The organism is Flavobacterium sp. (assembly GCF_027484205.1).
Taxonomy (GTDB): Bacteria; Bacteroidota; Bacteroidia; order Flavobacteriales; family Flavobacteriaceae; genus Flavobacterium.
This window is the reverse complement of record NZ_JAIXUB010000025.1, coordinates 127,882-144,302: the sequence shown is the minus strand read 5'-3', so window position 1 is coordinate 144,302 and position 16,421 is coordinate 127,882. Positions and strand designations below refer to the sequence as shown.

Genomic DNA, 16,421 nt, shown 5'->3' with positions numbered 1-16,421 from the left:
GGCTAAACTATGCAGCAAGCAATCACATTTTTATCTTCAAAAGACGAAATTCTAAAAAATATTTTAGAAAAATTTGGTAATCCAATTATACAAAAACGTCAAGAAGGATTCGCTTCCATGTGTCATATAATTTTAGAGCAACAAGTTTCTATTGCTTCTGCAAAAGCATGTTATATTAAAATTGAAAATTATTTTAGAAGTATATCACCAGAAATAATAATTAATGCTTCAAATGAAGAATTAAGAAGTTGCGGTGTTTCACGACAAAAGATAATTTATCTAAAAGATTTGGCTTCAAAAGTTATTTCAAAAGAAATAGATTTCGATACTTATGCTACTAAATCGGAAGAACAAATCCGTAAAGAACTCATAACTATAAAAGGCGTAGGGAATTGGTCAATCGAAGTTTACCTTATGTTTTGTTTACAATCGTCAGATATAATTCCTCTTGGAGATATTGCCATTAAAAATACTTTAAAAGAATTATACAACTGCCAAACTTATGAAGAAATGGAACAAGTTTCTAATCATTGGAAACCATATCGAACCTTTGCATCATTTGTTATTTGGCATTATTATCTCAAGAAAAGAGGTAAAATCTAAATTATTTTTTAAAAAATTTAGCATCTAAACTGTATTTTCCTGGTCCAGTAAAAAATAAGCCTAAGTAAATCATAAAATAAATAAAGGCGGTATTAAATTCATATCCGTGTTCTCCTTTATCTAAAACAGCACCAGGAAAAATCACTGTAAAAATATAACCCATACAAAATAATAGAAAAAACGAACTTACTCTGGTAAATAATCCAACAATCAACAACACACTACAGAAAAATTCGGCAAAAACAGTTAATGCCAACGGAATTGCTCCATTCATCCCCAGAAAACTAACATTCTTTGCCCAGAATTCATCAACAACTAGTTCGTTAAAATGAATTAATTTTTCATAGCCAATAAAGCCCATCAAGAGTCCAATTATTAATCTGATAAGTAATAATCCTAAATCAATGTTTAGTGGTTGTACTGAAAATAGTTTTAGTTTTTTCATTTAATTTTAGTTTAATAAAAGTCCAAGATTCAGACTTAATTGTTTAGTTATAAAACAAATATATAATCTTTTTGCTAATTGTAAAATCAATATCGTGCTAAAAAACTAAAAATCACTTCTTGGATGCGTATTTTTTTTAAAAAATTATTGTAAAACCTTAATGTTTACGTACTTTTGCACTCCAAAAAAATTAGAATATAATGACAGCAGATAAATTAAAAACGTTCGATGTTTTAATCGAAATACCAAGAGGTAGTAGAAATAAATATGAATATGATTTTGCTATAAAAAGAATGCGTTTTGATAGAATGTTATTCTCATCGATGATGTATCCAGCAGATTATGGTTTTATTCCGCAAACATTAGCACTTGATGGTGATCCATTAGATGTATTGGTTTTAATTAACGAACCAACTTTTCCAGGTTGTGTAATAGAGGTAAAACCAATTGGAGTTTTTCATATGGCAGATGATAAAGGTCCAGATGAGAAAATAATTTGTGTTCCTGTCTCTGATCCAATATGGAATACTTTAGAAAATTTATCTGATATCAATCCACACCTATTAAAAGAAATTGAACATTTCTTTCAAGTTTATAAAGACTTAGAAAACAAACAAGTAGATGTTGAAGGTTGGGGAGATGTTACCGAAGCATACAGAATCATTAAAGAATGTATCGAACGTTTTGAAGCGATACCTGATCGTCCTAAAGGATTATTCAGTATAAAAAGTTAATAACATTATTAATAAAAGACAATTTAGATAAATTTAAATTGTCTTTTTTTTTATATGTTTGTTAACATTAACAAACATTAACAACCTATCTAATTAGTTTATTATGAATGAATTTATGATTTATGTGCCAATAGTTATGGCATTAATAGGATTAGCTTTTATGGCAATCAAAAGATCTTGGGTTTTAAAGCAAGATGCTGGTGATGGTAAAATGAAAGAAATTTCAGATTACATCTACGAAGGTGCATTAGCTTTCCTAAAAGCAGAATACAGATTATTAGCTTTCTTCGTAGTAGGAGCAAGTATTGTTTTGGCAGGAATTACTTATATTCCGGGTGTAAAGACACATTTATTAATAGTTATAGCTTTCGTTTTCGGAGCATTTTTCTCGGCTTTAGCGGGAAATATGGGAATGAAAATTGCAACAAAAACTAACGTAAGAACTACACAAGCAGCTCGTACTAGTTTGCCACAAGCATTAAAAGTTTCTTTTGGTGGTGGAACTGTTATGGGATTAGGAGTTGCAGGTTTAGCAGTTTTAGGTTTAACAGGATTCTTTATTATATTATTCCAATATTTCATGAAAGGTGTTTGGACTTCTACTGAAGACATGACTATCGTTCTTGAAACTCTTGCTGGTTTCTCTCTTGGAGCAGAATCTATCGCTTTGTTTGCTCGTGTTGGTGGTGGTATTTATACAAAAGCTGCTGATGTAGGTGCTGACTTAGTAGGTAAAGTAGAAGCTGGAATTCCAGAAGATGATCCAAGAAACCCTGCTACAATTGCAGATAACGTTGGAGATAACGTGGGTGACGTTGCTGGTATGGGTGCCGATTTATTTGGTTCTTATGTTGCAACAGTTCTTGCTGCAATGGTTCTTGGTAATTATGTTATCAAAGACATGGGTGGTAAAATCGAAGACGCTTTCGGTGGAATTGGACCAATTTTATTACCAATGGCAATCGCTGGTTTCGGAATTTTATTCTCTATCATTGGTACAATGTTAGTGAAAATATCAAGTGATGATGCAAAAGAAAAACAAGTTCAAGGTGCTTTAAATGTTGGAAACTGGGTTTCTATTGTCTTAACAGCAATTGCATGTTTTGGTTTGGTAAAATATATGTTGCCAGAAATGATGCAAATGGAATTCTACGGTGAAGGATTAAAAGAAATTTCTTCAATGAGAGTTTTCTATGCAACAATCGTAGGTTTAGTAGTTGGTGGAGTTATTTCTTCAGTAACAGAATATTATACAGGTTTAGGTACAAAACCAGTTTTGGCAATTGTACAAAAATCTTCAACTGGTGCAGGAACTAACGTAATTGCTGGTTTAGCAACAGGTATGATTTCAACTTTCCCAACAGTATTATTATTTGCTGGAGCTATTTGGGCTTCTTACGCATTTGCTGGTTTTTATGGTGTAGCTCTTGCTGCTTCTGCAATGATGGCAACTACAGCTATGCAATTAGCAATCGATGCATTCGGACCAATCTCTGATAACGCTGGTGGAATCGCTGAAATGAGTGAATTGCCAAAAGAAGTTCGTACACGTACAGATATTTTAGATTCAGTTGGTAACACAACTGCTGCAACTGGAAAAGGTTTTGCAATCGCTTCTGCTGCTTTAACATCATTAGCTTTATTTGCGGCTTATGTAACCTTTACAGGAATTGATGGTATTAACATCTTCAAAGCTCCAGTACTAGCAATGTTATTTGTTGGAGGTATGATTCCTGTAGTGTTTTCTGCTTTAGCAATGAATTCAGTTGGTAAAGCTGCAATGGATATGGTATATGAAGTACGTCGTCAGTTCAAAGAAATTCCAGGAATTATGGAAGGAACTGGAAAACCTGAATATGGTAAATGTGTTGAGATTTCTACAAAAGCAGCATTACGTGAAATGATGTTACCAGGAATTTTAACTATTGGTTTCCCAATTGCAATCGTTTTATTAGGTAAATTAGTTTATGGAGATAATAACCAATTAATTGCTGAAATGTTAGGTGGTTATATGGCTGGAGTTACCGTTTCTGGTGTACTTTGGGCTGTGTTCCAAAATAACGCTGGTGGTGCTTGGGATAACGCTAAAAAATCATTCGAAGCTGGTGTTGAAATCAACGGTGAAATGACATACAAAGGTTCTGATGCTCATAAAGCTGCCGTAACTGGTGATACTGTTGGTGATCCATTTAAAGATACTTCTGGTCCATCAATGAACATTTTAATCAAATTAACGTGTTTAATTGGTTTAGTAATTGCTCCAATTTTAGGTAACGGACATTCTGATGCTGCAAAAGCTTCATGTTGTGCTCCAACTGAAAAATGTACTTCAATGACTAAAGAAGAATGTGTTGCTAAAGGTTGTACAAATACTTCTTGTGAACACATTAAAGGTGAAGCTACAGGAAAATGTGATATGAGTAAATGTGCTACAATGACCAAGGACGAATGTGCAGCAATGTGCGACAAAAATGGTTGTTCAGCAGAAGACAAAGCTAAGTGTATGGCTATGTATGATGAAAATGGTAAATTTAAAGGTGAAGTAAAAGAAAATATTTCACTTAAAGTTATCATGGAAAAAGTAAGCAACGATAAAGTTAAAGCTACTGTTACTAAAACAAATAATGGTAAAGTAACTGAAGAAATTATCGAAGGAACTGAAGCTGAAGTAAAAGCTAAAGTTGACGCCATAAAATAATAGAATAAAATATTTTTATAAAATGCCTCGTCTCGTTCTTTAAAACGAGATGAGGTTTTTTTTATGGTTTTTTATGTAAATTTAGCCAATGATAATTTCGAATACTTATGTTTAAAAAACTTCTATTTTTATTGCTTTTGATGATAAATGTTTCGTTTTCTCAGAATCAATTACCGTTAATTCCGCAACCAAAATCAATTGTATTAGGAAAAGGAAGTTTTGTTTTAACTAATAAAACTGTTATTCAATCAGATGAAGACTCGTTTGAAGCAAAGTATTTACAAGAAATCATAAAACAACAACTAGGATTAGATTTAAAAATTGTGACTTCCACTAAAGCACATTCTAGAATTATTTTTGCAAATAAAATTATTGAAGAAAAAAAGAATTTTAAAGAATGGTATACTTTATCTATTTCTAAAAATGATGTGATTATAACCGCAACTGAAGATCACGGAATTTTCTACGGAATTCAAACACTGTCGCAACTTCTTCCCATAGAAAAGTCATCCGAAGTTAAACTTCCTTGTTTAACAATAATAGACGAACCAAATTATTCTTGGCGTGGAATGCATCTCGATTGTGCTAGGCATTTTTTTCCAAAAGAATTTATCAAAAAATACATCGATTATTTAGCAATGTATAAAATGAATACGTTTCATTGGCACTTAACAGACGATCAAGGTTGGCGTATTGAAATAAAAAAATATCCGAAACTTACCGAAGTTGGCGCATGGAGAAATGGTTCCATGATTGGGCATTATTCCGACCAAAAATTTGATGACAAACGTTATGGCGGATTTTACACTCAAGACGATATTAAAGAAATTGTAACTTATGCAAATCAACGGCACATTACTATAGTTCCTGAAATTGAAATGCCTGGACATGCTATGGCGGCATTGGCGGCATATCCTGAATACTCTTGTACTGGAGGACCATTTGAAGTAGGAAAAACTTGGGGAGTTTTAGACGATGTGTTTTGCCCTAAAGACGAAACTTTTACTTTTTTAGAGAATATTTTAACTGAAGTTATCGATTTATTTCCTTCAAAATATATTCATATAGGTGGCGATGAGTCACCAAAAGTCCGTTGGAAAGTGTGTCCGAATTGCCAAAAAAGAATTAAAGATGAACACTTAAAAGACGAACACGAATTGCAAAGTTATTTTATTCAAAGAATTGAAAAATTCGTAAACACAAAAGGAAGAAAAATAATTGGTTGGGACGAAATCCTCGAAGGCGGATTGGCTCCAAATGCAGCAGTAATGAGTTGGCGTGGAACTGAAGGAGGAATTGCAGCTGCCAAACAAAATCATTTTGTAGTAATGTCGCCAGGTTCACATTGTTATTTTGATCATTATCAAGGTGAACCAAAAAACGAACCTATAGCTTTTGGCGGTTATACAACAGTTGAAAAAGTATATTCTTTCAATCCAACTCCAAAAGAATTATCACAAGAGGAAGCAAAGTATATTCTTGGTGCTCAAGCCAATCTTTGGACAGAATATATTGAAACTCCAAGTCATGTAGAATATATGATTTTTCCTAGAGTGTTGGCTTTATCTGAAGTACTTTGGGGAACTTCGAAACCAGAAAAATATTCCGATTTTCAAAATAGAGTAATACAACATTTTGATGTTTTTGATAAAAAAGGTATCAATTACAGCAAATCAATTTTTGAAATTACCACTAAAGCATCTCAATCTATAAGTCATGATGGTATTTTATTTGAATTAAAATCTGCAACAAATACTAATGGAATTCGTTATACGACTGATGGTTCTAATCCTAATTTGAATTCAAAAGAATATTCCAATCCATTAGAAGTTACAAAAAGTCAAACTATAAAAGCAGCACTTTTTGAAAACGGAAAACAAAAAAGTGCTACTATTGAACAAAAGTTTTACTCAAGTAAAGCATTAGGAAAAAAGATAACTTTAGTTAATCAACCTCATGAAAATTACAGTATTGGTGGAGCATTTACGTTGGTTGATGGAATTATTGGTAACAGAAGTAAATTTGGTAGAGATTGGCTTGGTTTTTCAGGAAAAGACTTAGATGCAACAATCGATTTAGGCAAATCAGAGACAATAAATAAAGTTGTACTTTGTGTTTTAGAAAGCCAAGGAAGTTGGATTTATTATCCAAAAGAGATATCTGTTTTAATTTCAAATGACGGACAAAAATTTGAAAATGTTACAAAACTCAGTTTGTCAGAAATTCAAGATGTAAAAGGAGAAGTTGTATTAGAAGTTAAAGGTAAAATAGCAAGATATATTAAGATAATCGCAACTAATTTAGGCAGAATTCCAGATGGAAATCCTGGTGCAGGTTCTGAAGCATGGTTATTTGTTGATGAAATTGGTATTGAATAAAAGTAAGTATGGCAAATCGAAGAAATTTTATAAAAACAGCAGCAATTGGTTCAGTAGCCATTGCTTTAAATTCGTTCAAATCAAAAGAAGAAGATGCAATTTTTGATGATGGTAAAATAAATAAACCTATCGTCATTTCTACTTGGAATTTTGGTATTCAAGCCAATGGAGCAGCATGGGAAATACTAAAAAATAACGGAAGAGCTTTAGATGCAGTTGAAGCTGGAGTTAAAATCCCTGAAGCTGATCCAAATGAAAGAAGTGTTGGCTATGGTGGAAGACCAGATAGAGATGGAAGAGTTACACTTGATTCCTGCATAATGGATGAATTTTCAAATATTGGTTCGGTTGCATGTTTGGAACATATAAAACACCCTATTTCGGTAGCAAGAGCTGTTATGGAAAAAACACCACACGTGATGTTGGTTGGTGATGGCGCACTTCAATTTGCACTTTCACAAGGATTCAAAAAAGAAAATTTATTGGTGGAAGCCTCAGAAAAAGAATGGAAAGAATGGCTTAAAACAAGTGAGTATTTGCCGAAAGCCAATATCGAAAATCACGATACTATCGGAATGATTGCATTAGATAGTCACGGGAATTTATCTGGTGCATGTACTACAAGCGGAATGGCTTTTAAAATGCATGGAAGAGTTGGAGATTCACCAATTATTGGCGCAGGATTATATGTAGATAACGAAATTGGAGCGGCAACGGCTACGGGTCACGGTGAAGAAGTGATACGAATTACAGGTTGTCATCTAGTAGTTGAATTGATGCGTCAAGGAAAATCACCTCAAAAAGCTTGTGAAGAAGCGGTTGCTAGAATTGTAAAATTGACTAAAAATCGAGGTAAAGAACTCAAAGATATTCAAGTAGGTTTTATTGCTTTAAACAAAAAAGGCCAATATGGTTCTTATTGTATCCAAAGCGGATTTAACTATGCGGTTAATGATAATTCGGGAAATAAATTAATTGACGCAGCTTATTATTTGAAATAATGAATAAATTAGAAATTGCTTGTTTTAATCTTGAATCAGCTCAAATTGCTCACGAAAATAGAGCAGATAGAATTGAACTATGCGACGGATTTGAAGTTGGCGGAACGACTCCAAATGTCGAAACTATTAAACGAGCGCGCAAGCAATTGACTATTGATTTATACGTGATGATTCGACCAAGAGGAGGAAATTTTGTGTATTCTAAAGAAGAGTTTGAACAAATGAAACAAGATATTTTACATTTTAAGTCATTACAAGTGGAAGGTTTTGTTTTCGGAATTTTAGATGGAAATAATAAAGTAGATATTGAAAGAAATGCAGAATTGGTTGATTTAGCCAAGCCATTTCTATGTACATTTCACAGAGCTTTTGATGAGATTTCAGATTATGAACAAGCATTGGAAGATGTTATTTCTTGTGGATTTTCAACTGTTTTAACATCAGGAACGCATTCTAATGTTATGGATGGAATTGATGTTCTAAAAAAATTAGTTCATCAAGCTCAAAATAGAATTACAATTATGCCTGGTGGCAGATTACGTTCCACAAATATCAAACATATTCAAAAAGTTACCCAAGCCAAATTCTATCATTCTTCAGCAATTACAGATGGAAATCAAATAGCAAACGCAACAGAAATTTTCAATTTGAAAAATAATTTAAAATAATGAAATCGCCATGAACAAACTCGTTTGCTTTCAAACACCAATGATTAAAAAGGCGATAACATATGTTACCGCTGAAAAATAAAATTTAAACATATGAAACATCAACTTAAATTTTTAATCTTAATGTTGTTACCATTTATTTTATGGTCGCAAAATTCTGAACGAAATTTAAGTTCTGAAAATTGGAGTTTCAAAAAAATATCGGAATCCAAATGGCTTCCAGCGAAAGTACCTGGAACGGTTCATACCGATTTATACAACAACAAAATTATCCCAAATCCTTTCTTCGGAAACAACGAAAAAGAATTGCAATGGATTGAAAATGAGACTTGGGAATATCAAACAAGTTTTAAGATTTCCAAAAAGGAATTGAACAATCAAAATACCATTTTGCAATTTGAAGGTTTAGATACTTATGCCGATGTTTTCTTAAATAACAGAAAGATATTAGAAGCTAATAACATGTTTCGTACTTGGAAAGTTGATGCGAAAAACGATTTGAAAGTTGGTAAAAATAAACTAAAAATTATTTTTAAATCAGCAGTTGAAATTGGTAAAGCAAAAACTCAAAAGTTGCCTTATACATTGCCAGAAAAAGAACGAATTTTTTCAAGAAAAGCTCAATATCATTTTGGATGGGATTGGGCACCAAGATTTGTAACCTCAGGAATTTATCGTCCAATAAAACTACTTTTTTGGAATAATGCTACAATTGAAAATATAAAATATGATCAAGAAGAGTTAAATGAATCTATTGCAAAATTGAATTTTAAAGTAACTGTAAATGCTCAACTTGATGGAATTTATGATTTAAAAATTAATGAAGTTCAAAAAGCATTTGAATTGAAAAAAGGAATTAATATAATAGATTTTCCTTATGAAATTAATAACCCAAAACTTTGGTGGACGAATGGTTTAGGGAAAGCCAATCTTTATCCATTTGAAGTGAATTTATCCAAAAATAAAGTGCAATTATCTCTAAAGAAATTAAATATTGGATTGAGAACAATTGAATTAATTCAGGAGAAAGACAGTATCGGTAAAAGTTTCTATTTCAAATTAAACGGAAAACCAGTTTTTATGAAAGGTGCAAATTATATTCCGCCCGATAGTTTTTTACCAAGTGTAACAACCTCTGAATACAAAAATATCGTACAAAATGCTGTTGATGCTAATATGAATATGCTCCGAGTTTGGGGCGGAGGAGTTTATCCTGAAGATGTTTTTTTTGAGGAATGTGATAAAAATGGAATTTTAGTTTGGCAAGATTTTATGTTTGCTTGTGGTATGTATCCTGGCGATTCTGACTTTCTTGATAATGTTAAAAATGAAATTGTAGATAATGTATCTCGTCTTCAAAATCATCCTAGTATTGCGCTTTGGTGTGGCAATAATGAAAATGATGAAGGTTGGAAAAATTGGGGTTGGCAAAAACAATTCAATTATTCAAAACAAGATTCCACTCAAATTTGGAACGATTATGAAAAACTTTTTCATCAATTAATTCCGAAAACTTTAGATAGTTTGTTATCCAAAAAGGAGAATCGATATTGGCCCTCATCACCATCAATTGGTTGGGGTAAAAAAGAGAGTTTGACGCAAGGCGATTCTCATTATTGGGGAATTTGGTGGGGAAAAGAACCTTTTGAAGTGTATAAGAAAAAAGTAGGTCGCTTTATGAGTGAATATGGATTTCAAGGTATGCCAAATATAAAAACTTTAGAAAAAGTAATCCCAAAAGAAGATTTGAATTTCACTTCAGAAGCTTTTAAAAATCATCAAAAACATCCTACAGGTTTTGAAACTATAAATGAATACATGAAACGTGATTTTCCTATTCCAAATGAATTAGAAAAGTACAATTATGTATCACAAGTTTTGCAGGCATACGTTATGAAAACCGCAATAGAAGCGCATCGTCTTGCAAAACCTTATTGTATGGGTTCTTTATATTGGCAATTGAATGATTGTTGGCCTGTGACTTCATGGAGCACATTGGATTATTACGGAAATTGGAAAGCTTCTCATTTTCAAGTAAGAGAAAGTTTTGCACCCATACTTTTAATAGTATCAGAAAATAATAATGGACTTTCAGTTGTTGGTACTAATGACAATCTCGAACCTCAAGCTGGAATAGTAATTGCTAAGTTAATTGATTTTTCAGGAAATGAACTTTGGATGAATTCAAAAGAATGCGTACTTAATTCTGAAAAGAATACAAACTGCATGAATATACTCTTTACGGAATTACCAAAATTTGCAAAAGATAAAACTGTATTACAACTAGAATTTATTTGTAATAATAAAAAAACGGTTACGTATCATTACTTTGTAAAACCAAAGGAATTGCAACTCGAAAAACCAACTATTGAAATAAAAATTGTTGGAGAAACACTTATTGAACTTAAAACAAATACGTTAGCTAAAAATTTGTATTTACAAGCAGATGATACTTTTTTTAAAGAAAACTATTTTGATTTATTGCCTGGAGTTTCAAAAATTATCAAAACTGATAAACCATCAACAGCAATAAAGATAGTGTCAATGTTTGATCTGTTAAACGAGTAAAAAAAAGCACCTCAATTGAAGTGCTTTGTGTATTAAAATAATCCATTTATTTCTGCATCGATTCTATTGATAATCATCCCCAAATCTTCAGGATTGTTTACAAAATCGATATCGTCTACATCAATGATTAATAATTTTCCTTTGTTGTATGTAGTAATCCAAGCTTCATATCTTTCGTTCAATCTACTTAAATAATCAATCGAGATAGTATTTTCATAATCACGACCTCTTTTGTGAATTTGTCCAACTAAATTTGGAATGGAACTTCTCAAATAAATCAATAAATCTGGAGCTTCAACAAGGCTTTCCATCAACTCAAATAAGGATGAATAATTTTCAAAGTCACGATTCGTCATCAATCCCATAGCATGAAGATTGGGAGCAAATATGTGCGCATCCTCATAAATAGTTCTATCTTGTATAATCTTTTTACCGCTTTCACGAATTTGTAAAACTTGTCTAAAACGACTATTCAAAAAGTAAATTTGTAAGTTGAACGACCAACGCTCCATTTGATGGTAAAAATCATCTAAATAAGGATTATCAACAACATCTTCAAAATGTGGTTCCCATTTAAAATGTTTAGCTAAAAATCGAGTAAGTGTTGTTTTTCCTGCGCCTATATTTCCTGCTACTGCTATGTGCATTATGGTAATGTTATTTTATAATTTGTAATTCCTTCGTTGGTAAAAATAGATAAAATTTGGTCTTTGTAATAAAATTTCTTGAACGATTTCTCAACAATTTCTATTTCATATATTTTATTAGATGATACATCTTTCAAAAATAACAGTCCGTTAGCAACGAAAAAATACTTTTTATCATCAACAAATTGAATTTGTGTATGTTCTTCAACTGTACCACTTTGAAAAAATCTCCCAAAAATAGTGTAAGTATTCCACTGATTATTTTTATCAATAAATTGAAAATAATTAAAATTTGTTTGATAAAAATTCATTCCGTCTTTTAGTGGATTACCAATAATTTGAAGCTGATTTGAACTTAAATCAAACAACCCAATTTGTTGATTCAAACTATTAAAAACCCAAAGCTTATTTTGACCTGACATTCCAATTGCGGATGCTAAAATGGGTGCTTCTAATTTTGAAAATTCAATTTTTTGAACTTCATTTAGTTGATTGTCTAATATAATTACCGAATTAAATTCTTCATAAAAAAGAACTACTTTCAATGGATTTAAAATATCAACCGAACTAATTTTACCTAAACCAAGGTTTTGATATTGTAAAAGTGTAGTATCAACTTTTTTGTAAAGAACATTGTTTTTTGTATAAAAACAGTTGTTAAATCCATCAAATCCAACAAAATTATCAGCATCTAATGATATTAAATCTGATTTTACTACAGCTAACTTTAAGTGCTGACTAAAAACAAATTGACTAAAAAATACTAATAATAAAACAATTTTTTTATTCATAAAGCTAAATTACATTAAACGTTTTGATTAATAAATAGTCAAAGCATTTATTTTAACAATTTTTTGGTAACAAAACCACTTTACATTCGTCATATTTGTTCGGTCAAAAAACAATAAATTTTACTTTTATGAAAAAAATATTCTTCTCAGTGACATTTTTATTAGCATTTATAACATCAAATGCTCAAAAAGATTTTCAAGGAATGGCAGTTTACGAATCTAAAACTAGTACTGCTGAATTCAAATCGCGAATGGATGGAAACAAAGATATCACTCCAGAAATGCAAAAAATGATTGAAGAACGAATGAAAAAGATGTTTGAAAAAACGTTTATTCTAAATTTTGATAAAACTTCATCAATATATAAAGAAGAAGAAAAACTTGATGCTCCAGGTCAAGGTGGTGGCGGAATGCGAATGATGTCGTCAATGATGGGTGGCGGTGGAACTTATTATAAAAATGCTAAGGATAAAATGTACACCGTAGATAAAGAATTTATGGGAAAAGAGTTTCTTGTTAAAGATACTTTAACCAATTATAAATGGAAGATGGAAGGTGAAATACGTGAAATTGGCGGATACGTTTGTTATAAAGCAACTGCAGTAATTCCGGCAAGTAAAACCGATTTTAGAAATTTCAGACCAAAAAAAGAGGAAGATGTAAAGAAAGCGGAAGAAAAAGCAAAAGCTGAAGGAGAAAAGAAAACAAGTTTTTTTGATGAAGTAGATTTACCAAAAGATATTACAATAACGGCTTGGTACACAATGGATATTCCTGTAAATCAAGGTCCAGAAGCATATTGGGGTTTGCCTGGTTTAATTCTAGAAGTAAATGATGGTAAAACTACAATCTTGTGTTCAAAAATTGTTTTAAATCCAAAAGAAAAAGCTGAAATCAAAGCACCAAACAATGGTAAACAAGTTTCTCAAAAAGAATATGATGAAATTGTTATGAAAAAAATGGAAGAAATGATGGAGATGAATCAAGGTCAAGGAAGAAGAGGCGGAATGGAAATTAGAATGGGAAGATAATTTTTACACAACAAACAAAATAAATCTTACCCATGAAAAAAATACTTTTATACGCAGTTTTATTTATTTCAACTATCAGTTTTTCTCAAACAATTCGTTTTGAAGGTAGCGTTCTTGAATCAGGGAAAACTCCTTTAGAAATGGCTAATGTAATGGCGGTAAATCAGGCTACAAAAGGCGTTGATGCTTATGCGATTACAAACGATAAAGGAAAATTTGTTTTAAATCTAAAGCAAAATTCCACTTACAACATCAAAGTCAGCTATCTTGGAATGCAAAACAAAGAGTTTTCAGTGACTACAAATTCTGAAAATATTACGCAAAACATCACACTTGAACCTGGTGGAATTGAAATTGAAGGCGTTGAAATTGTTCGAGAAATGCCTGTTTCCATTAAAGGTGATACGATTGTTTATAATGCCGACTCTTTCAAAACGGGAACAGAAAGAAAACTGGAAGATTTATTAAAAAAAATGCCAGGTGTAGAAGTAAATGCTGATGGTGAAGTAGAAGTAGAAGGTAAAAAAGTAACCAAGTTAATGGTTGAAGGGAAAGATTTTTTTGATGGTGATACAAAGCTTGGTGTGAAAAACATTCCTGCAGATGCTATTGATAAAGTTCAAGTTCTTAGAAATTATAATGAAAATTCTATACTTAAAGGTGTTGAAAATAATCAAGATAATTTAGCCATGAACATCAAACTAAAAGAAGGAAAGAAAAACTTTTGGTTTGGTGATATGACAGCAGGAATTGGCGTTGGACATTCTGATGAGCGTTACTTAGTAAACCCAAAATTGTTTTATTATAATCCAAAATACAGTATCAATTTAATTTCAAATTTCAATAACATTGGAGAATTACCATTAACCATTCAAGATTATTTTAAATTCACAGGTGGTTTTAGAAACATGATGGCAAAAGGTGGTTCAAGTTTCAATGTGTCTTCAAATGATTTAGGGATTTCTTTAATGAGAAACAATCGTGCTAAGGAAATCGAAACAAGTTTTGGAGCAACAAATTTTTCATACAATGTCAATAAAGCATGGAGTTTGAGCGGATTTGGAATTCTTTCTTCATCCATTACAGATTTAGAAACTAAAACACAAAATAATTTTCTTGCGCCAAACTCTTCTGATGTTTTTTCAACAGAAAATAGAGATGAAATTGCACATCAAAAAAGTAATTTGGGACTTTTTAAATTGAGTTCTTCATACAAACCAAGTACAACTTTTCAATTAGATTATGACATTTTAACTAAAATCTCAAAGCAAGACGAAAACAACGATTTATTGCGTGAATCTATTTTTGGTGGATCATCAAATATCGAAACTATTTTAACTAAAAAATCACAAGATCCACTTTCTGTAAATCAAAATTTAAGTGCTTATTATACTCACAACGACAAAAATATTTTTGCACTAGAAATGCAACATCTTTATCAAGATGAAGATCCATTTTATAATGCAAATTTAGGCACAAATCCATTTCCTGACACTGCTGGAAATCCTAGTAATTTAGGTATTCAAGATGAAGCCTCAGGTCGTTATGACTTAAATCAATCCCGATTTGTAAAAACCAACAAGTTAGACGCAAAACTTGATTATTACTACATGTTAACCGCAAAAAGTAACGTGAATGTAACTCTTGGAACAACTTATTCGCATCAAAATTTTGATTCTTCTATTTATCAAGTTTTAGATAATAGTACTACAAATCAATTGAATACACCACAAAGCACAAACGATGTAAGTTATAGTTTTAATGATACCTTTTTAGGTTTACATTACAAATTGCTTTCAGGAAAATTCACCTTTACGCCTGGAGTAAGTTTTCATAATTATGATATGACAAACACGCAATTAGGAACAAGTTTTAACCAAAAATTCTTCCGAGTTTTACCAGATTTTCTTGCTATTTACCAAATCAAAAAAGCAGAATCATTGACGTATAATTATGCCTTGACAAATAATTTTACTGACATCAATAAGTTAGCCGAAGGATATGTTTTAAACGGATATAATTCACTTTCACAAGGAAATAGAACCCTTGAAAATTCAACTTCACAAACACATTCGTTGCGTTATTTCAAGTATAATATGTTCAATTTCGAAAATATTTCCGCTTTTATAAATTATTCAAGAGTTGTCGATGCTGTTAAATCACGTTCAACTTTTGTTGGAGTAAATCAAACGTCAGCACCAATAAATTCTGACTTTGCTGACGAAACTTTTTCAGGAATGGGAATGTATGGACGTTCGTTTTTTAAATATTATAAAGCATCGTTGAGCGCACGTTTAAATTGGTCAAAATTCAATAATATTCAAAACACAGTAGCCACTACAACCGAAAGTTTTACACAAGATTATACCATCAAAGCTTCCACAAATTTCAAAAAAATGCCAAATATTGAAGTAGGATATAATTTCTTGATAAACGATTATAACGACAATAAATTCTATACAGACAAGCCTTTTGCGCGCATCGATTATTATTTCATGAAGAGCTTTTCGTTTGTAACAGAGTATGAATTTTATCACTATTATAATTCAAATAAATCCGTTGAAAATGAATATGATTTCCTTTCTGCAAGTTTAATTTATCAGAAAAAAGACAGCAAATGGGAATATAAAGTATCAGGAACAAATTTATTGAATACCACTTCTTTAAACGACGATAGTTTCAATCAAAATTCAACCAGAACGTCACAATATACAGTGCAACCACGTTATATAATTTTTAGTTTGAAGTATAATTTGTAGAAGCAATTTCCTGCTTCCATTTCAAGTCTTCAACAAAAATGTCATTTTTCTAAGCAATAAAAAGAGCTTCTGTTAGTCGCTTTTTTATTCCTAGAAAA

The 16,421-nt window shown here is 31.4% G+C and carries 12 protein-coding genes; 9 read left to right on the top strand and 3 right to left on the bottom strand.

Going from position 1 to position 16,421, the window contains the following annotated elements; all coding sequences use genetic code 11:
* The first annotated feature begins 9 nt into the window (after positions 1 to 9).
* Entirely contained in the window at positions 10 to 603 is a 594-nt protein-coding gene (locus Q0049_RS13110; protein ID WP_298120570.1) for a DNA-3-methyladenine glycosylase 2 family protein, read from the top strand.
* Between the two features lies 1 nt (position 604).
* Here the strand turns inward: Q0049_RS13110 and Q0049_RS13105 are convergent, their stop codons facing one another.
* On the bottom strand, positions 605 to 1,048 hold the full coding sequence (locus Q0049_RS13105; protein ID WP_298120567.1) for a DoxX family protein: 444 nt from the start codon (positions 1,046 to 1,048) through the stop codon (positions 605 to 607).
* Between the two features lie 200 nt (positions 1,049 to 1,248).
* On the opposite strand from Q0049_RS13105, the gene Q0049_RS13100 reads away from it, so the two are divergent.
* The 6 genes from Q0049_RS13100 to Q0049_RS13075 all read left to right on the top strand — a co-directional run bounded on the left by Q0049_RS13100 (position 1,249) and on the right by Q0049_RS13075 (position 11,095).
* Positions 1,249 to 1,782, top strand: coding sequence for an inorganic diphosphatase (locus tag Q0049_RS13100; protein WP_298120565.1), 534 nt, complete (start codon positions 1,249 to 1,251; stop codon positions 1,780 to 1,782).
* A 103-nt stretch (positions 1,783 to 1,885) separates the two neighbouring features.
* Positions 1,886 to 4,480 (top strand): sodium-translocating pyrophosphatase, encoded by a 2,595-nt coding sequence (locus Q0049_RS13095; RefSeq protein WP_298120562.1) that lies wholly within the window; start codon positions 1,886 to 1,888, stop codon positions 4,478 to 4,480.
* 107 nt (positions 4,481 to 4,587) lie between these two features.
* Positions 4,588 to 6,858: a glycoside hydrolase family 20 protein gene (locus Q0049_RS13090; protein WP_298120559.1), complete on the top strand. Its 2,271-nt coding sequence runs from the start codon at positions 4,588 to 4,590 to the stop codon at positions 6,856 to 6,858.
* Between the two features lie 8 nt (positions 6,859 to 6,866).
* The gene (locus Q0049_RS13085) at positions 6,867 to 7,859 is read left to right on the top strand and encodes an isoaspartyl peptidase/L-asparaginase family protein (RefSeq protein WP_298120557.1); all 993 of its coding nucleotides are present in this window, start codon (positions 6,867 to 6,869) and stop codon (positions 7,857 to 7,859) included.
* Entirely contained in the window at positions 7,859 to 8,527 is a 669-nt protein-coding gene (locus tag Q0049_RS13080; RefSeq protein ID WP_298120554.1) for a copper homeostasis protein CutC, read from the top strand. Before Q0049_RS13085 ends, Q0049_RS13080 begins: the two co-directional genes overlap by 1 nt.
* A gap of 93 nt (positions 8,528 to 8,620) precedes the next feature.
* Complete coding sequence (locus Q0049_RS13075; protein ID WP_298120551.1) at positions 8,621 to 11,095, top strand: sugar-binding domain-containing protein; 2,475 nt, start codon at positions 8,621 to 8,623, stop codon at positions 11,093 to 11,095.
* Positions 11,096 to 11,127: 32 nt separating this feature from the next.
* Here Q0049_RS13075 and Q0049_RS13070 read toward each other — a convergent pair whose 3' ends face one another.
* Positions 11,128 to 11,742, bottom strand: a complete 615-nt coding sequence (locus Q0049_RS13070) for a deoxynucleoside kinase (protein ID WP_298120546.1) — start codon at positions 11,740 to 11,742, stop codon at positions 11,128 to 11,130.
* Complete coding sequence (locus Q0049_RS13065; RefSeq protein WP_298120543.1) at positions 11,742 to 12,533, bottom strand: hypothetical protein; 792 nt, start codon at positions 12,531 to 12,533, stop codon at positions 11,742 to 11,744. Before Q0049_RS13065 ends, Q0049_RS13070 begins: the two co-directional genes overlap by 1 nt.
* A 128-nt stretch (positions 12,534 to 12,661) precedes the next feature.
* Between Q0049_RS13065 and Q0049_RS13060 the strand changes: the two genes are divergently transcribed.
* Both Q0049_RS13060 and Q0049_RS13055 read left to right on the top strand, forming a co-directional pair.
* A complete protein-coding gene (locus tag Q0049_RS13060; protein ID WP_298120541.1) occupies positions 12,662 to 13,564 on the top strand; it encodes a GLPGLI family protein in 903 nt (300 codons plus the stop codon).
* Between the two features lie 32 nt (positions 13,565 to 13,596).
* Positions 13,597 to 16,323, top strand: coding sequence for a TonB-dependent receptor (locus Q0049_RS13055; RefSeq protein ID WP_298120538.1), 2,727 nt, complete (start codon positions 13,597 to 13,599; stop codon positions 16,321 to 16,323).
* The last annotated feature ends 98 nt before the right edge of the window (positions 16,324 to 16,421 follow it).